General features: G+C 50.0%; 17 protein-coding genes and 1 riboswitch. Of the genes, 8 read left to right on the top strand and 9 right to left on the bottom strand.

Annotated elements, in window-relative coordinates; all coding sequences use genetic code 11:
• The first annotated feature begins 116 nt into the window (after positions 1-116).
• On the top strand, positions 117-1,472 hold the full coding sequence (locus AB8Q18_02820) for an esterase-like activity of phytase family protein (protein ID XDZ51994.1): 1,356 nt from the start codon (positions 117-119) through the stop codon (positions 1,470-1,472).
• A 39-nt stretch (positions 1,473-1,511) separates the two neighbouring features.
• Here AB8Q18_02820 and AB8Q18_02815 read toward each other — a convergent pair whose 3' ends face one another.
• The gene (locus tag AB8Q18_02815) at positions 1,512-2,141 is read right to left on the bottom strand and encodes an O-methyltransferase (protein ID XDZ51993.1); all 630 of its coding nucleotides are present in this window, start codon (positions 2,139-2,141) and stop codon (positions 1,512-1,514) included.
• Positions 2,142-2,215: 74 nt separating this feature from the next.
• Positions 2,216-2,719 carry a DUF2165 family protein gene (locus tag AB8Q18_02810; GenBank protein ID XDZ51992.1) on the bottom strand — a complete coding sequence of 168 codons (504 nt, stop codon included), beginning with the start codon at positions 2,717-2,719 and terminating at the stop codon, positions 2,216-2,218.
• Between the two features lie 532 nt (positions 2,720-3,251).
• Between AB8Q18_02810 and cycA the strand changes: the two genes are divergently transcribed.
• The gene (gene cycA, locus AB8Q18_02805; GenBank protein XDZ51991.1) at positions 3,252-4,637 is read left to right on the top strand and encodes a D-serine/D-alanine/glycine transporter; all 1,386 of its coding nucleotides are present in this window, start codon (positions 3,252-3,254) and stop codon (positions 4,635-4,637) included.
• A 68-nt stretch (positions 4,638-4,705) separates the two neighbouring features.
• On the opposite strand, the gene AB8Q18_02800 is transcribed toward cycA, so the two are convergent.
• Positions 4,706-5,608, bottom strand: a complete 903-nt coding sequence (locus AB8Q18_02800; GenBank protein ID XDZ51990.1) for a pirin family protein — start codon at positions 5,606-5,608, stop codon at positions 4,706-4,708.
• A 261-nt stretch (positions 5,609-5,869) separates the two neighbouring features.
• On the opposite strand from AB8Q18_02800, the gene AB8Q18_02795 reads away from it, so the two are divergent.
• Positions 5,870-6,562 carry a hypothetical protein gene (locus AB8Q18_02795; protein ID XDZ51989.1) on the top strand — a complete coding sequence of 231 codons (693 nt, stop codon included), beginning with the start codon at positions 5,870-5,872 and terminating at the stop codon, positions 6,560-6,562.
• On the opposite strand, the gene AB8Q18_02790 is transcribed toward AB8Q18_02795, so the two are convergent.
• Entirely contained in the window at positions 6,559-7,581 is a 1,023-nt protein-coding gene (locus AB8Q18_02790) for a linear amide C-N hydrolase (protein XDZ51988.1), read from the bottom strand. The genes AB8Q18_02795 and AB8Q18_02790 overlap by 4 nt on opposite strands.
• A gap of 408 nt (positions 7,582-7,989) precedes the next feature.
• Between AB8Q18_02790 and AB8Q18_02785 the strand changes: the two genes are divergently transcribed.
• Positions 7,990-8,748 (top strand): class I SAM-dependent methyltransferase, encoded by a 759-nt coding sequence (locus tag AB8Q18_02785; protein XDZ51987.1) that lies wholly within the window; start codon positions 7,990-7,992, stop codon positions 8,746-8,748.
• A 312-nt stretch (positions 8,749-9,060) separates the two neighbouring features.
• On the opposite strand, the gene AB8Q18_02780 is transcribed toward AB8Q18_02785, so the two are convergent.
• From AB8Q18_02780 to AB8Q18_02770, 3 genes are all read right to left on the bottom strand, one after another.
• Positions 9,061-9,618: a GNAT family N-acetyltransferase gene (locus AB8Q18_02780; protein ID XDZ51986.1), complete on the bottom strand. Its 558-nt coding sequence runs from the start codon at positions 9,616-9,618 to the stop codon at positions 9,061-9,063.
• A gap of 61 nt (positions 9,619-9,679) precedes the next feature.
• Positions 9,680-10,243, bottom strand: a complete 564-nt coding sequence (locus AB8Q18_02775; protein ID XDZ51985.1) for a hypothetical protein — start codon at positions 10,241-10,243, stop codon at positions 9,680-9,682.
• Positions 10,244-10,418: 175 nt separating this feature from the next.
• Entirely contained in the window at positions 10,419-11,495 is a 1,077-nt protein-coding gene (locus AB8Q18_02770; protein ID XDZ51984.1) for an FUSC family protein, read from the bottom strand.
• 329 nt (positions 11,496-11,824) lie between these two features.
• Positions 11,825-12,004, top strand: a riboswitch (M-box (ykoK) riboswitch).
• Between the two features lie 223 nt (positions 12,005-12,227).
• Between AB8Q18_02770 and AB8Q18_02765 the strand changes: the two genes are divergently transcribed.
• The 4 genes from AB8Q18_02765 (at position 12,228) to AB8Q18_02750 (ending at position 15,558) form a co-directional block, all read left to right on the top strand.
• The gene (locus AB8Q18_02765; protein ID XDZ51983.1) at positions 12,228-13,148 is read left to right on the top strand and encodes a magnesium transporter CorA family protein; all 921 of its coding nucleotides are present in this window, start codon (positions 12,228-12,230) and stop codon (positions 13,146-13,148) included.
• Between the two features lie 18 nt (positions 13,149-13,166).
• Complete coding sequence (locus tag AB8Q18_02760) at positions 13,167-14,117, top strand: magnesium transporter CorA family protein (GenBank protein ID XDZ51982.1); 951 nt, start codon at positions 13,167-13,169, stop codon at positions 14,115-14,117.
• A 49-nt stretch (positions 14,118-14,166) separates the two neighbouring features.
• A complete protein-coding gene (locus AB8Q18_02755; GenBank protein ID XDZ51981.1) occupies positions 14,167-15,114 on the top strand; it encodes a magnesium transporter CorA family protein in 948 nt (315 codons plus the stop codon).
• Between the two features lie 204 nt (positions 15,115-15,318).
• Positions 15,319-15,558, top strand: coding sequence for a hypothetical protein (locus tag AB8Q18_02750; protein ID XDZ51980.1), 240 nt, complete (start codon positions 15,319-15,321; stop codon positions 15,556-15,558).
• A gap of 58 nt (positions 15,559-15,616) precedes the next feature.
• Here the strand turns inward: AB8Q18_02750 and AB8Q18_02745 are convergent, their stop codons facing one another.
• Positions 15,617-16,024 carry a RidA family protein gene (locus tag AB8Q18_02745; protein ID XDZ51979.1) on the bottom strand — a complete coding sequence of 136 codons (408 nt, stop codon included), beginning with the start codon at positions 16,022-16,024 and terminating at the stop codon, positions 15,617-15,619.
• A 224-nt stretch (positions 16,025-16,248) separates the two neighbouring features.
• Positions 16,249-16,692 (bottom strand): hypothetical protein, encoded by a 444-nt coding sequence (locus AB8Q18_02740; protein XDZ51978.1) that lies wholly within the window; start codon positions 16,690-16,692, stop codon positions 16,249-16,251.
• Positions 16,693-16,708: the final 16 nt, after the last annotated feature.

The following is a 16,708-nucleotide window of genomic DNA, read 5'->3' as shown; positions in this document are numbered from 1 at the left end:
TATAAGCGACTTCCCCCCTCTGCTGTAGCGCCGACTGCCGCCCAGACCGTAGCGTCATGATTTGGTCACATTTCGCGCTTACACTACAGGCTTCTTCTTCCTGATCATGGTCTCTCATGCGCCCTCACGCCCTGACGCTCAGCGTTACTTTAGCCACTTTATTTGCTTTAAGCGCCTGCGCCAGCGCGCCTAAAGGCCAAATCCTACCCTACCAAATCTTGGCCACCCTCACCACAACCCAAGGCCCACCTTTAACCATTAACCACGGTGGCTTTGGCTCTGACGCCGCTGCCCACCCCAGCATCGCTGGCCAGTTTTACGCCTTAACCGACCGCGGCCCTAATCTAGACACCAAGGGTGAACACGGCGCAGGCAAGATTTTCCCAACCCCCGACTTTACCCCCAGCATTGGCCTTTTTGCCATTGATGCCCAGCAAAACATCGCTTTACTCAAAACCATTACCTTAAAAAATCGCCAAGGCCAGCCCATTAGTGGCTTACCCAACCCACCAGGCATAGGCGGCACCTTAGAAGTTCCCTATCGCCTCGACGGCAGCGTCATCACCGTCGACGCCGATAAACCGTATCACCCCGACACCAATCCCATTCGCTGGGACCCAGATGGCTTGGACAGCGAAGGCTTAGCCGCGCTTACAGACGGCACGTTTTGGGTCAGCGATGAATACGGGCCGCACATGGTGCATTTTGACGCCAATGGCGTTGAAATCGGCCGCATCAATCCGTTTTCACAAGACGTTCGGGCAGAATTTAATCTACCGGCCGAGCTGGCCAACCGTCGCCCTAACCGTGGCATGGAAGGCTTAACCATCACGCCAGACCAACAAACCTTAGTGGGCATCATGCAGTCAGCCCTATCCAACCCCAATAAAGCCGCGCATCGCTCCGACCTCACGCGCATCGTCAGCGTCGACCTTAAAACAGGCCAAACCAAACAGTATTTATATCCACAGGCCTTAGCTGAAAATTCAAATTCCGGCATTATGGCTTTAGCCAACGGCCAGTTTTTAGTGATTGAACGCGACGGCCAGTTTGCGTTAAAGCAGCCGAACACCATGAAGCACATTTATCAGATTGATTTAAGCCAGGCCACTGACCTCAACGCCATTCAGGCTAATGACGTCTTCAGCCACGACCCGCAGCTAGGCCTCCTCATTCAAGGCCAAACCTTAGAGCAATATCGTCTCAACCACGACTGGGCTGACTTTGCTCAGCTAGGCCTGATACCGGTGCAAAAAACCCTGGTGGCTGACTTGGTCAAAAGTTTGAATTATCCACACGATAAGCTAGAAGGTATGTGGCTCATGGACGCCCACACGCTGGCGGTGGTTAACGATGATGACTTTTCAATCTGGACCACAGACAATCAGCCAGAGCCGAAATACCTAGACCCGCAGCGCCGCCGCGTTGACCACAATACGGTGTATACCCTGCCGTTTAAGCCACAGCCCTAAGATGGCTCCATAAAAAAACCGCGCCTAAGGCGCGGTTTTTTAAACCTCAGCAGGTGCTATTTTCACCGCCAGCAGCTCACCTTTACCGATCGGCACCAGGCTACTCATAAAGCCTCGATCGGCCTCAATTAAATCGGCTAATGGCTGGATTTGGGTTTGATGAGACAGCGCATTGTCCACCACCAGCAACCCTTGTGGACGCAACAGCCGCCGTAAATCTGGCCACCAAGCCACATAATCCTCACGCTTGGCGTCTAAAAAAATCAGGTCAAACGGCTCGTGCGCCTCATCGGCTAGAAAAACACCCGCATCCCCCGTAAACAGCTGGATATTGCGTAAGCCTGAAGCCTTAAAGTTTGCGGCCGCCATTTTGGCCTTGTAATCACTGCGCTCCAGCGTGATCACCTGGCCCTCTAAACGCTGGACCGAATCCGCTAGCCATAAAGTCGAATATCCATTCGACGTGCCGATCTCCAACACCCGCTTCGCCTGCGTGCTTTGTACCAGCAATGCCAAAAACGAACCGGTTTCTGGCGTGATGTTCAACATTTTTAAACAACGTTCGCTGGTGCTTTCATCATTTTTATTGCCAAAGGCGGCCAGTTCCGCCAGCAGCTGTCGTAAAGCTTCCCTCATCACCACCTCGTCTTTGTGTATATTAATATACATTCATCCTAACCCCTAGGCGACTGATGAAGCAACAAAAAAAGCCCGTCTGGGCTTTTTAAAACACGACCGTCTATTCAAGCAGCTTCCTCGGCATCAACATCACGCTGAACCAGATAAATCAACACCAGCAAAATAGTCACAAAAAAACGAAACGCATCCGGTACGCCGTTCCATTGCTGCGACATCCACATGCCAAACCACTCGCCCCCGACCGACATAAAGGCCACTTGCCAGGTTAGGAAGCCCAAACTTAGACCGGCCACGGCCACGTTTTTTTGTTGGTTAAATACCTGAGCTGGCTGCTTCAGGTTTTTAAGCAGCTTAATGCCCCCAATCCAGCACAAAATGGCCGTCAGGGTTTCCAAACAGATGATGCCGATATAGCCTAGATTTTGAATCACGTCATTATGGATGGCGCGATAGGTGATGCGGGCATCTGGAAAAATAGTGTCCATCGCGAACACATGGTGTACAAAAGCAAAATTAGTGTCGTAGTCAGTGATGTTGCCAAAGGCCACTAAGGTCGAGAAAAAAGCAATGGCGCACACCATCAGCGCCTTAGATAAACGTATGATCATATGAAAGTCCTGTTGTGTAAAATAGCGTACAAGCTGCGAACGCAGCGTCTATCGGGCTCAGAACCATGCTTGATGAGGCCTGCTGGATACCCGTAAGAAACAGACCTTTGAAAGATAAAGTTTAGCATAAATCAAAACTTTGCTCGATCTTCACCATGCCGCTCACAAACAGCGACAGACTGAAACAATTCACCACACATTCCATCACACCATAGGCATAAAAAAACCGCATTACTTAAGCACTGGCCGATTTTACTGCTGAAAAAAAGCCTAGCCCCTACATAATGAATCATCATCCACTTTTTATGGCTGATTTTAGCCATATTCTACGCCCGTTAAAAATAAATTATTTAAAATCAACCGTATAAAATTTAAAATTACAAAAACAAACCTCTGTTTAAAAAAAAACGTTGTCGCCCTGATTATTTATATCTATGCTACCGAACACTCAATAATAAATGATTCAAACAAAGATTTGCTTTATCAGTTGAGTGATTTGGCTGCTAACCGCGGCCTTTAAACGGAGAAAAAAATGTCTACTGAAATCCCTCAAGACGACCTCAAACGAGGTCTCGACAATCGTCACGTACAGCTCATTGCTATTGGCGGTGCCATTGGTACTGGTCTATTCATGGGCTCAGGCAAAACCATTAGTTTGGCCGGCCCATCTATTATTTTCGTGTACATGATCATCGGCTTCATGCTGTTTTTTGTGATGCGCGCCATGGGTGAGCTGCTGCTGTCTAACCTGAAGTACAAGTCGTTCATCGACTTCTCTTCCGATCTATTAGGTCCTTGGGCCGGCTACTTTACCGGCTGGACCTATTGGCTGTGCTGGGTCGTCACTGGCGTAGCCGACGTGATTGCCATTGCAGGCTATGCCCACTTTTGGTGGCCAGAGCTTAATCCGTGGATACCGGTGTTAATCTGCGTGGTGTCATTCTTGGCCTTAAACCTCGTGGCAGTGAAGCTGTTTGGGGAAATGGAATTCTGGTTTGCCCTCATCAAAATCGTGGCCATTGTGGCCTTGATCGTTACTGGCCTATACATGGTATTAAGCGACTTCCAATCGCCAAGCGGCAGCGTGGCCTCACTAGGCCATATTTGGAATGATGGCAATATGTTCCCACACGGCGCCATTGGCTTCTTTGCTGGTTTCCAAATTGCGATTTTTGCCTTTGTGGGTATTGAGCTTGTGGGCACCACTGCGGCTGAAACCAAAAACCCAATGAAAACCTTACCCAAAGCGATCAATTCGATTCCGGTACGGATTATTTTCTTCTACGTTTTGTCCCTCATTGTGATTATGTCGGTGACGCCTTGGGACCAAGTGGCTGCAGACCGTAGCCCCTTTGTGGAAATGTTTGTGCTGATCGGCATTCCTTTTGCCGCCAGCTTGGTGAACTTTGTGGTGTTAACCTCTGCCGCCTCATCGGCCAACAGCGGCGTGTTTTCAACCAGCCGCATGATGTATGGCCTGGCCGAGAAAAAAGCCGCTCCAGCCCTGTTTGCTAAGCTGTCTAGCCTACATGTGCCAGCCAATGGCTTGATATTCTCATGCATCTGCATCGCCATCGCCTACGGTATTTTGTCGATGATGCCGAGCATCATGGGTGCGTTCACCGTGGTCACCACCATTTCTGCCATTTTGTTTATCTTCGTGTGGTCGATCATTTTGATTTCCTACATTGTGTATCGCAAACAGCGCCGCGAGCTGCATGAACAATCTATTTACAAAATGCCTGGTGGCGTGGCCATGTGCTGGGTGGTATTGGCATTCTTTGCCGCCGTACTGTACCTACTCACCTTAGAAAAAGACACGATGGAAGCACTGGCCTTTACGCCACTGTGGTTCATCATGCTGGCCTTGTTCTATTTCTTTGTTCGCCGCAACCGCATCATTCAAGAAAAATTCTAACAGCCTACTCTAAGCGTCAAAAAACCGCCCCAGCCAATCAGCTTGGGGCGGTTTTTTTGTGTGTGAATTTATTTGCGCTTAATGCGGCCCACCAGCTCTGGCGCACTCATGCGGGGGCCATCATAGCCCACTACCTCACCAAATCGAGGCGCCCCACTGGCCCAATCCTCCCGAGCCTGAGCCACGGTTTCATGATCGTCGGCGACAAAATTCCACCACAATAAGGGCGATTGATTTAATGGCTCACCCGCCACCACAAAGACACGCGTGTTGGCCGCCAAACTCAGGGTTAAAGCCTCGCCACCAGCAGGAAAATACGCCAAGGTTTGGTTGTCCAAACCATGAGCCTCACCCACATCCGCCTGCCCCTCCAACACCATCACCCCATATTCAAATTCTGGCTGTAGCGGCAGATGCACTGTTTTGGCCTCACTCGCATACAGCTCGGTCGCCAGCAGCGCCGAATGGAGGCGTACCGGAGAGGCATGGCCTAATAGTTCACCCACCAATAAAATCATGTCGACGCCGTCGTGCTGAAACTGTGGCAATTCGGGATAGTGTTCAAACGCCGGGGCCATGTCTTTATGCCCTTCTGGCAACGCAATCCACAGCTGCACCGAGTGTAGTAGCTCATCCCCAGTGTCGGCTGGCGTCTCTTCCGTGTGCACAATCCCTTCGCCCGACGTCATCAAGTTAACCTGCTTGGGCGCGATCAGCTGTTTAAAGCCTAAACTGTCCTGGTGCCAGATATGGCCTTTAATCATCCAAGTAAACGTTTGGAGGCCAATATGGGGGTGTGGCCCCACGTCGATGCCCCCTTGCCCCTTCTTAACCTGAACCGGCCCCAAATGATCTAGAAAACACCAAGCGCCAATATTACGTAAAGCGCGGCTGGGAATGGCCCGATCAATGCTTAAACCGTCACCTAAAACAGCGCGACGCACGGAAATTAATTGTGGGCTAGTAGTCATAAAACGTCCTTTATCCTGATATTATGAATAGTGTTTAAACCATACACTACACGATTAAGTCGCCCAAGAATAATGGATTAAATCAAGGATCATGATTAAATAAATTCATCTTTACAGCCCAGCCGCTAAACCTTTTAGGCTTTTTGCCGTCTCACCCCTAACCCAACCGTGAGTATGCCCATGCCACCCTTACACCATCCGGTCCTTTTCAGCCTCTTAGCCACGCTAGGCGCCAGCCTAGCCCTTGCTACAGAACCTGCCATGAACTCAGCTTGGACTGAAGTGGTGGAGCACGTAGAGGTCGTCACCCCGCCAAGCCAGCGCACCACGCTGGTGCCACAGCAATCAGCAACCCTGACCTATATCGGCCTATTCCCTACCGTTATGCAGCTACAGCGCCAGCAAGACCAATACGAAATCACCGTAACGGCCAATATTCCTTTTCGCCAAGTGACTTTACGCAGCCGCGGCACCCTCGTCGACAATCAGCTCCAGCCCGTACTGTTTCAAGACATTCGTAACGGCCAAGTGTACGCCCAAACCGTATTTGACCATCAGCGCCACGAAATCCGCCAAGGAAAAACCAAAGACACGCCTACCGTCACCCCCATGATTGATCAAGCCTTTGACCCGTTTAGCTTAGCCTGGCAGCTCAGCCTCAACCAAGGCATCATCAAGACGCCGTTTCAGCTGGCCACCGGCAAAGGCGATGTCAAAACCCAGCAACCGGAAACCCTTAAAAGCGACCGCGTGATCCGTTCAGTGGGTAGCGACAGTAGCGAGATGGCGATTCAGCTCATCACCCTGCCCAACCAAAAAAACAGCAGCTACGGCTTGGCCATCGACGTTGGCTTTCTGCCCGCTATTTTTGGCTTTGAAGACTATGCCCTCACCCTAGAAAGCATCAGCATCGATGGCCAAAACTATGGTTTAGACGGCCAACCACGGCCCTAGGCTGATGCGGTGGGCGGCACTGAAAACGAAAATGCTTGGGCTTCTTTAAAATGCGGCGCGGCTTCACCCGCATAGATCTCACCATTTTGAATCAGTAGCTTCCGTACCGAAGCCCCCGGTTTAAAATCTAGGTTACCCAACGACACCCAAAAGGTATTCGGGCTGGTGGCCGAATCGAAATAATAGACTAAGTTTTTTTGGTCGCTGACCGTGCGCCAAATTGTAGAAGATATATTGGGCTCTTCCGGCGTGCTGATGCCTAAAGGCACGCTAACCGCACGCTGTAGGCTCAATACTTCGGCCATCGCCTGATGATCAAAGCTTTGCTTGGGAATCGCCCCCAGATACTGAGGTGCCAAGGTTTTAGGGATCGCATTTAATAAAAAAGAGGCTCGGACAAAACGATCAGCAGCACGGTTAGTACCGGGTAAAAAAGCCAAGCCGCCAATGCCTTCCCAATACTCGTTTAAGGCCACCTGCTTGTCGTAGGTTGGCGAATTGGTCATCACCTTATATTGCTTGCCATGATGAATGCTCAAACGGCCTTCAATATACTCGAAAATAGCTGAATCACCGCTGGGGTCAGAAATGGCCAAATGTAGGGTGGTATGCTGTCCCGTGGGCAAATCCGGCGCCACCAGCTGAAAAGGTTCGGCCGCCAACACCGTCACCGCTTCCGCCACGGTAGCAAATAAATCCAATACATATTGCGCCCATGCCCCAATCACCAGCTGCGGGCGCCCAAGCGTGGGTTCGCCATAGTCTGACTCAGCCAAATACAACAGGCTGGCCACCAAGCCTTTCTCATTCATGCCATCGGTACAGCATAATTCATAGGCCGAGGCCACCACGCTACCGTATTTTGAGACCCACTTCAGCGTGTGCTCATCAGCGCCACCATCACGCTGTAAGCCCGCCGGAAAAGCCCAAAGATTGGTCGACATATCTTCCTTCCAATCCATATTGCGCCCGGTGATCACCATATGGTGTTCGCCAACAAAAAGGGTTCGAGTACACATAAGGTTTCTCCCATTAGGTCATTATTGTAAGCGTCTTGTGCCTAGCCAGGCCTGAGCCAGAAAACGGCAGGTGACGATAATCAGTTTAGGCTAACGCTCATTTAAATCAATAATTTAAAATAGATTGAATTCATTTAGCTTTATTTCGTGGTATGGAAGACACAAGAGCATGTCCAATCAATAACTGCATAGCCGATTGAAGACAAAGAATTTTTATGTGTATCATGCGTCAATCATGATTCACGCCGATCTCGACGCCAGCCACATCGACACAAAAACACCGTCAATCAACGGACAAACTGGCCGAACTGGGCAGACTTAACTTCACTTTACGTTTAAACATGCTATAACTAAAAGAAAGACTAACCGCGCGCAGTCACACAGCGCGCTTCATCATCAGGACGTTTCATGAAAAACCATACCCAAGTCGTCACCAGCCAATTTGGTGAACAGGCCAATGCTTATCTAAACAGCAGCGTACACGCCCAAGGCACTGAATTTGCTCACCTACAAAGCATCGTTGCCGATCAACCTCAAGCCCACGTATTGGATCTAGGCTGCGGCGCCGGCCACGTCAGCTTTCACGTGGCGCCACTCGTGGCTCAGGTAACGGCTTATGACTTAGCCAACGACATGCTCACGGTAGTGGCCCAAGCCGCGCAAGAAAAAGGCCTCAGCAACATCACCACGCGTCAAGGCCTGGCCGAACAGCTGCCCTTCGCCGATGCGCAGTTTGACTATGTGTTCAGCCGCTATTCAGCCCACCATTGGCAAGACGTCGGCCAGGCGCTTAGAGAAATCAAGCGGGTCTTAAAACCCGGTGGTCAAGTGGTGTTTATTGACGTGTGCGCCCCTGGTCTACCGCTCCTAGACACTTATTTACAAACAGTTGAAGTGCTGCGTGACCCAAGCCACGTTCGCGATTACTCCGTCGCCGAATGGGCGCGGTTATTGGGCGAGGCTGGTCTACATGTACAGCAGCAACACACGCAAAAACTCACCCTTGAGTTTCAATCTTGGGTGACGCGCATGCGTACCCCGAAAGTCATGCAAGATGCCATCCTAGCTCTGCAGCAAGCCATGGGCAAAGAAGTGCGGGACTACTTTGCCATCCAGCCAGAAGGCACGTTCAATACCGACGTTTTGGTGATTCAGGCTCAGGCTTAGACCTAAAGGAAAAGGCCGTGAGGGACAACACCCCCACGGCCTTTTATTTTTTTAGGTGCGATACCACCCAATATGGTGACAAACCATGAATTATTGACCGTCGCGTAGGGTGGGTAAAGCGTAGCCTACCCACCACTCCTAAGGTGCTTACGTGTCCACATTTAAAACCCGCGTGGGTCACGGCCCACCCTACGCTTAAGGGCCCACACTGTAGACGTAAAAAAGAGCATAGGAAACAATACAACAAACCATGGCTTAGAGGCCATTCCAACCCACCCCACCCCCAAAAAACTCAATAAATAAAGACAACCCCTAATCCTCAGAGCCAACTTCTTCCCCGCTAGAAAACTCATGCCGCAGCAGAGCATAACGGCACAAAGAAATATAGCCATCGTCCTTCCACTCACACTCCCGCATAATGCCTTCTAGCGTAAAGCCTGCCCTCACCAACAGCTGACGTGATGCCTGATTGGGCACTTCAACCAGCGCATGAACGTTGTGTAAGCCTAAACGGCCAAAGGCAAAGTCTAAAAACCCTTGTAAAGCCTCCGCCATTAGGCCTTGGCCCCAATAGTCTGGCAATAGCCAATAGCCTAGCTCAGCACTACGATGCACCAAATGCCGATCAGATACGCCGATGGCGCCCACAAACTGCCGCGTTTCCAGCGTTTCAATTGCCAGCCAGTAACCGCTCTTGGTAGCCACAATATCCTGAAACCACTGCATTTGCGCCTGAGTCGCCTCGAGGCTGTCGTAGCTAATGCCATAATGCTTGATCACCTCTGGGTGAGACAGGCCAGCATAAACATAGGGCCGATCAGCGGCAACAAAGTCGCGTAGACATACGCGATTTAATATTAAAGGCTTCATCTGAGGACTCCATTCGGTAGGCGGTCGGGACGATGGTAATGGGCACAAATCGTGCCCAAGTTTATTTAGGCAGCGCAGCCACGGCTTCAGGCACCTCCGTCACGCTCACGGCCAAAGGCTGTGCCACTGGCTGACGAGGTTCAACCGGTATTTTCTGACCCTGATTGCCTTCAGTATACGCAGGAGTCGGCTGACCATCTTCATGGTGCTTGCGGTCAAAGTAAAAGGTTTGATTCAACATCAACTGTATCCATTCAGGATAGTTATAGGCCACACCGCTGGCTGTATCAATGATGGCGCCAATGCCGCCCCCTAAAATAATGTTGCCAAATACTGCACCACCCACCCGAGAGGTCAGCACCCCATCTGCAACCGCCTCGGTATTAAGCTGCGTACATTTCACCATCAGAACGCCTGCGGCTTTACGTACATAAGCCATATTAGGGGTTTCGCTGTAAAACGTGCCCGCACTGTTGGTTAATACACATTTAGCGCCCTTAATACTGTTCCCTTCCGCATCAAAAGCCTCCACTTTGATCGGCTGCATCTTATCGGTCGTCAACGACGCACAGCCGCCTAAAACGCCCAAGGCCAAGCCTATGCTGATTAATCCATATCGATTCACGTTCGTCACCCCATTTAAAAAAAGCATCATACTCAGGCGTCGTTTCTTTTAGCAATGGATTAAATGCAAATGAGTCTTATTTATTTTATGACAAAAAAGGGCTATTGAATTGATTGATCATTTTTTATGAAAATGTTGTATAAAATGCAACAATTAAATATTTAAAAAAGATGTTCTAGGCCAGTTTAAAACGCTCGAGCAGGCGTTTTAACCACAGCCGCGTCGGCTGATGAAACAAACACAGGCCTGCAACACAGCCGATCACGCTGCCCAATACCGTATCCCAAAAGCGTGCCTCGATCAGGCTATTAACCGGAATCGTGCCCTTACTGCCCGCTTCGGCTAAAAAGATGGTTAAAGGGGTAAAAAAGATCGCCGCCGTGGTGTAATGGCGCACCACCACCATTTCAATGGTAAAGGTCAGCGCCATCATCATAATGGCGATCTGCCAAGGCTGAAACGAAATTTTTAAGAGACACCAGGCCAAAACTAGGCCCAACATCGTGCCAATGATGCGGTGTATTTGCTTATGCCAAATGGCCTGAAAATTCATGCCCTGCAAGATGGCCAAACAGCTGATGGGCACCCAATAAGGCCGCAGCATGCCTAAGCTTTGGGCCAGCCACAGCGACAGACCCGTAAACACACCGACAATCAAAGCATCAATGATCAATTCATCCACGGCCAAACCACTGATTAACAGAGGACTGGTATTTTTGGGCGCCCGTTTGGCCACATGAATCGTCGCCATACTGTATAAAAAAGCCAGCACGCACGACAGCACACAGCCCAAAGTCAATAAGCCAACATAGGTCGGCAAGGCTTCAATCTCAATCGGCATATAAATGGGCATCGCCCCAACCATCACCAAGAAAATACTGCCCGGCGGCCCAATGGAATAATAGCGCGTGACAAACGTCACCAATAGCGCCATCACCCCTATCACAAGCGGAGAAAATACGATCAGAAACTGGCTTAAAAGCCCTGCCGTAAAGCATAAAATCATGCCAAATGAAACCGCCATCATGATCATCATTTTATGCCATACGGGCGTCGGCGGTAAATACAAAAACACCAGTCCACCTAAGGTGGCGATCAGACCATAATCAAAGCGCCCAAAATACACCCCAACCAGTAAGGGGATACCAGAAGCCAAGGCCGCAATTAACGGCATATCCCACTTGCGATCCGAATGATTCACCGCTAAAAGGGCCCTTAATTCGGTTCGAAACAGCAACAATAATTTATCCATAAACATCCATTTCCATCATCAATTTAAATCATTATACCCCGACCACTGAGCCGCCAACACCATCCCAAACAGGTTCAAAAAACCTAAAAACAACCAAAAAACAACGCATGCCAACGTCTTTTTAACGCCTGTTCTTTATGCACTTACTTTTCGGCTCGCCATAAGGGCCATCTTCATACCCCGTAAGGCATCAAGCGACGCCGAACGATCTTTTCAAATATTTTAAATATTGATTTAAAAGGCTAATATTTTAAATATTTTTTATAAACAAAAAACAATAGTGCTGGCTTTTTAAAAAAAGCCGACTATAATGGCCCGACAAATTGCAGACATAACCTCGTTAGGTGAGGCTCCTGTACGGAGATAGGCTACTGCCCAGAAACGTCCAAAGACGCCAACGGGTTTGAACAGAAACCATCGACATAAGGTGGTTTATAACGTAGCTAGCGACAATTCATCGTCACTGCTTATGCCGTACAGTGCTAAAACTCAATGATTTGGGGGAATTCGCACTGGACGCTGCGTGCGCGCTATTTAAGCGCACACGGCATCAGTGTGGCATCAGCATCGACCGATAACGGTGATGCCTACGCACGCCCCCATTCTTTGGAGGCGTGCTTTTTTATTGGCGATTGATTATGCCTACATGATCAATCGCTGGTGGAATCAGGCTGGTTTGTAGGTGCTCAAGGCATCGGCAAACAAAATAACGGTTATAGGAAGGTGTTTCACATGTTACAAATTTATCATCCCCAACACGGCTGGCAATCGGTTCAAACAACCTTGCCCACCCATGGCTGGCTCAAACTCATCAATCCCAGCAAGGAAGAAATCCATCAAGTCGCACAGCAATGCCAAATTGCGACCGAGCTGATTCAAGCAAGCTTAGACCCAACGGCGAGGCCGCGCATCGTCAGTAAAAACCAAGCCCACCTTGTGCTCACTCATCTACCGCTGCCGCTGGCGGCCACAGAACGCGCGCCCTTTGCCGTGATGCCCATGAGCATCATCGTCAAAGACCAGCTGGTGCTGACTGTGTGCCAACAAGACAGCCAGGCATTCCACGATGTGGTCGGTCAAAGCGTCGCGACAGAGCCCGCCCGCCTCGTCGCCCAGCTGTTGGCTGCCGGTGCCGAGTATTTTTTTAACGCGTTAAACAAAGTTGAAAAAATGATCACCACCGTCGAGCAAGAGCTACAAAAGTCGATTAAAAATCGCCAGGTGTTTAAGCTACTCAATCACAATAAAAGCCTGATTGGGTTCGCCAACTCTTTGGCCAGTAACGTACAGGTGCTGAACGGACTGTGCGCTCAATCACCCCTGCCATCCTCATCGAACACGCACAATACGCTGTTGGATGTGAAGGTCGCGACCGAACAGGCCCACGCCATTGCCGCCACCCACAGCGCCAATCTGCGCAACCTGATGGACGCCTATTCTGCTGCGATTGAGAACAATCTCAGCCTAGTGGTTCAATACCTGTCGATCTACGTGATCATCATGGCTGTGCCCATGGGCATCGCCGGCCTGTATGGCATGAATACCCCCTTGCCGCTACAAGACGAACCGTACATCTTGGCCCTATTGGCCGTTATTGGCATCGTCGTTGCCAGCCTCATCACGCGTGCGTTCAAAGCCCGCAGCATCCTTTAAGCCGTGTAGGAGAATCATATGTTAACCATTCACACCAGCAACGCTCAAGGCCAATTGGTTCTGGGCCCAGACCTAAGCCACAACGCCATCGTGTCGCTCATCAACCCCACCACGGCCGAAGTAGACCGCATTGCGAACGCACTGAACGTACCCCATGACTTTTTTAACAGTGCCCTAGACCCCAATGAACGCCCCCGCATTGAAAAAAACCAAGACAATCTGTTGATCATCCTCAATGTGCCCGTACCGGTCCAACAGGCTGATTTAGCCAAAGAGGTTCCTTATCGTACCCTCCCCATCGGCATCATTCATGCGCCCGACCATGTCATCATTGTCGCCAAAGAAGAAGTACCCTTATTGGCTGACTTACTGGCCGGTAAGCAAGGGGCTTTTCACAGCCACATGAAAACACGGCTCAGTCTGCTGTTGTTCAAAGCCATCGCCGAGTCGTATCACGACCACTTAGGCCACATCAATGCCGAAGTGGGCCGCCTACAGAAAAAGCTCAAAACGTCTTATCAAAACAAAGAGCTCTTTAGCCTCATCAATTTGAATAAAAGTTTGGTGTATTTTTCGACCTCACTCAGCGCCATGGCCATTTTGTATCGACGTCTGATGGACGGCCGCGACGTCAAGATTCACGCAGATGAACAAAAACGCCTAGAGGCCATTGCCAACGACATTGCCCAAACCGCGGCGCTCACCGAAATGCGCCGTGAGAGTCTCAGCAACCTGATGGACGCTTACGCCGCCATTATTCACAACAACTTGAACTCCGTGCTGAAAGTATTAACCACTTTAGCCATCATCATGGTCATTCCCACCATGATCGGCAGTATTTTCTCCATGAACGTGGCCCTGCCCTACGAAGAAGAGTGGATCTCCACCGTCGTCATCAGCATCGCTATGGTAGCCCTCAGTGCAGGCCTACTGGTGCTGTTCTACAAGAAAAAATACTTACGCATGTAATGGAAACCGACGCATCGGTCCAGATAGAAAAGAATAAAGAGGTAATAAAATGATGACTGTTTATCACAACGCCCACGCCGGCGAATTTCAAAAAGTAGCGCAAATCACCCCCAATAGCTGGATACAGCTACAGGCGCCCAACGCCCAGGAACTCAAAACCGTGGCCAGCACGTTAAACGTGCCGCTGGCATTTTTAACCGCAGCACAAAATCCAGACGAACGCCCACGCTTAGAAACCCATGGCCAACACACCTTATTATTGGTGCATGTTCCCCTCAACGACTCAGCCGTTGAACACAGCTTTGACGATGTCAAATACCGCACCATGCCCTTAGCCATTATTTTCAGCGAACAGCACCTCATCACCGTGTGCCAGGCCGACTGTTTCTTCAATCGTGGCTTTTTAATTCAGCATAACATTTTAATTAACCAAGCCAACCGCAGCCACAATGCCCTCACCGTGCTGAATCAAACCGCCCATGCCTTTATCGGCTTTATGAAGGTGGTTGAAGCAGCCATTCAACAGGCAGAACAAGAGCTAGCCAATTCTTACCGCAACCAAGAGCTGTACACGCTGCTGTACTTAAACGAAAGCCTATTGTACATGGCCACCTCGCTGAAACAGCTGCGTCATCTTCTGCAGCAAATAGACGCCGATGCTTTATTGAGCATGAACGACGCCGAACGAGCGCTGTATGACGATACCGTGGTCGAGCTGCAGCAGGTTTCAGCCGTCACCGAGATCAGCCAATTGAATCTGAATAACGTTATGGACGCCTATGGCAACATCATTCAAAACAACGTCAGCCACGTCGTGAAGCTGCTCACCGCCATCACCATCGTGCTGTCCATTCCCACCCTTATTGCCAGCATTTACGGCATGAACGTGCCGCTGCCTTATCAAGATGAACCGCATGCGTTCAGCGCCGTCATCACCAGCATGGTGATCGTCAGCGCCTTTGTCGCCTACATCTTCCACAAAAAACGCTATTTCTAAAGCCTCATGATGCGTTTTTTCGGCCTCAGCTGGCTCCACGCCGGCTGAGGCCGTTTGGCCTCAGCTGGCTCCACGCCGGCTGAGGCCGTTTGGCCTCAGCACAGCCGCAAACCACAAAATATTCATTTTAAATTTCACACAACGAAGGTTTTAGAATACACTCATAGATAAGAACGACTTATAATCAAAACACGGGAGCTTATTATGGAAATCGTCATCGTCCCCATCTTGGCATTCTTATTCTTTGCCTGCATCGTCTTTTCTTTAGCCATCGCCCTCTCCGGCCGACGCCGCGTGGCGGCAGAGCACAAACAACACCCTATGACCCCAGTTGAGCGCCGACTCAAATTACAGCCAGCGATGAAAAAATCAGGTCTGCTCTTATTGGTGGCTGTCGCCTCACTGGCTCTATTGGCGATTCTGACGTTTTCGGCGCCTCATTAATGTCACAGGCGCCAAAAGCAGGCCTCACCTATTATCCCGTCATTAGTGCTCGTAGACATTAAGCAGGGATGACCGCCTGCGCTTCAATCTCAATCAACCATTCAGGTAAAGATAAGCCTGTCACCACAATCCATGAGGAGGCAGGCGCATGATCACCAAAATACGCCTGTAGCGCTTCGGTAATGTGCAGTTGCTCTTCAGCGCTACTGGCGCTTTCCTTGATATAAATGCGCAACATGGTGACCTGTTCTTTATGTGCTTGAGCGGCCTGTAAAACCCGCTCAATATTGGCCAAGCAGGCAAGCGTTTGCGCCTTCATGTCGCCAGCAACCGTTTGTTCTTGTGCGTCAACCGCAACCTGCCCAGATAAAAACAACTGCCGGCTGCCGCTAGCCAAAACGGCCTGGCTAAAGCCATACTGACGACTATTAAATACCGTGTCGGGATTAATCAATTGGTGGGGCATGTACTGTCTCCTTTAGAGAGAAACGGATTGAATAAGTGAATCCAAGCCAGATGGGGCCAATAGCCAGAGGATTCAAGTAAACCAGCCGCCCGAACACCTACTATACGCAGCTTTAGGCAGCAAGATGGCAGGCACAAACCGAAAAGCCTCACCCTCTGCGCACGCTTGAGGCATATGGTCTCAATGCCCTGAAAACAATCAACGCCTCTTGCCAGAGCGTAGCATTATCGACATGTTCGGTTAATCATCTTCACCACAGAGCCTCCGTTGCTGAATACGTCGGTGATCTGACAACGATCTGCCTCGCAGCTCAAAGCATACGTCACCTGCGCCTGCTCAGGCTGCCCAATGCTCACTTTCACCTGCCCCTTACGGGTTAAGGCATACTGCAACGGCTCCGCATAATCTGGATCTTGAGATTGCCATAAAACATCATAATCTAAGCCGCAGAGCTCGCCATATTTCGCTCCAAAGGCATCTTGTTTTTTTAATGCTTTTTTCAGATCAGCACCTGCAAAGTGCGCTAAGGTCGCCAAACCATTCTGTTTTTTTAGATCTTGTTGATACATCTTTTTAATAGCCGTTAATTTGGCCTCACTCTGGTCATTCGCCCAAGCCCCGCCACCCATCATCAATAGCAATATCCCTAGCCATCCGATTCTCTTCATGTATGCCTATCCTATA

The sequence above is a fragment of the Neisseriaceae bacterium CLB008 genome (genome assembly GCA_041228285.1).
In the GTDB taxonomy this organism is placed as follows: domain Bacteria; phylum Pseudomonadota; class Gammaproteobacteria; order Burkholderiales; family Neisseriaceae; genus JAGNPU01.
This window is presented reverse-complemented; position numbering and strand designations above follow the sequence as displayed.

Coding starts and splice junctions, on each gene's coding strand:
- AB8Q18_02815 (XDZ51993.1), bottom strand. CDS start 2,141: ATGTATATTAATATACACAAAGACGAGGTGGTGATGAGGGAAGCTTTA.
- AB8Q18_02740 (XDZ51978.1), bottom strand. CDS start 16,692: ATGAAGAGAATCGGATGGCTAGGGATATTGCTATTGATGATGGGTGGC.
- AB8Q18_02755 (XDZ51981.1), top strand. CDS start 14,167: ATGATGACTGTTTATCACAACGCCCACGCCGGCGAATTTCAAAAAGTA.
- AB8Q18_02820 (XDZ51994.1), top strand. CDS start 117: ATGCGCCCTCACGCCCTGACGCTCAGCGTTACTTTAGCCACTTTATTT.
- cycA (XDZ51991.1), top strand. CDS start 3,252: ATGTCTACTGAAATCCCTCAAGACGACCTCAAACGAGGTCTCGACAAT.
- AB8Q18_02800 (XDZ51990.1), bottom strand. CDS start 5,608: ATGACTACTAGCCCACAATTAATTTCCGTGCGTCGCGCTGTTTTAGGT.
- AB8Q18_02760 (XDZ51982.1), top strand. CDS start 13,167: ATGTTAACCATTCACACCAGCAACGCTCAAGGCCAATTGGTTCTGGGC.
- AB8Q18_02745 (XDZ51979.1), bottom strand. CDS start 16,024: ATGCCCCACCAATTGATTAATCCCGACACGGTATTTAATAGTCGTCAG.
- AB8Q18_02780 (XDZ51986.1), bottom strand. CDS start 9,618: ATGAAGCCTTTAATATTAAATCGCGTATGTCTACGCGACTTTGTTGCC.
- AB8Q18_02785 (XDZ51987.1), top strand. CDS start 7,990: ATGAAAAACCATACCCAAGTCGTCACCAGCCAATTTGGTGAACAGGCC.
- AB8Q18_02765 (XDZ51983.1), top strand. CDS start 12,228: ATGTTACAAATTTATCATCCCCAACACGGCTGGCAATCGGTTCAAACA.
- AB8Q18_02750 (XDZ51980.1), top strand. CDS start 15,319: ATGGAAATCGTCATCGTCCCCATCTTGGCATTCTTATTCTTTGCCTGC.
- AB8Q18_02810 (XDZ51992.1), bottom strand. CDS start 2,719: ATGATCATACGTTTATCTAAGGCGCTGATGGTGTGCGCCATTGCTTTT.
- AB8Q18_02795 (XDZ51989.1), top strand. CDS start 5,870: ATGAACTCAGCTTGGACTGAAGTGGTGGAGCACGTAGAGGTCGTCACC.
- AB8Q18_02770 (XDZ51984.1), bottom strand. CDS start 11,495: ATGGATAAATTATTGTTGCTGTTTCGAACCGAATTAAGGGCCCTTTTA.
- AB8Q18_02790 (XDZ51988.1), bottom strand. CDS start 7,581: ATGTGTACTCGAACCCTTTTTGTTGGCGAACACCATATGGTGATCACC.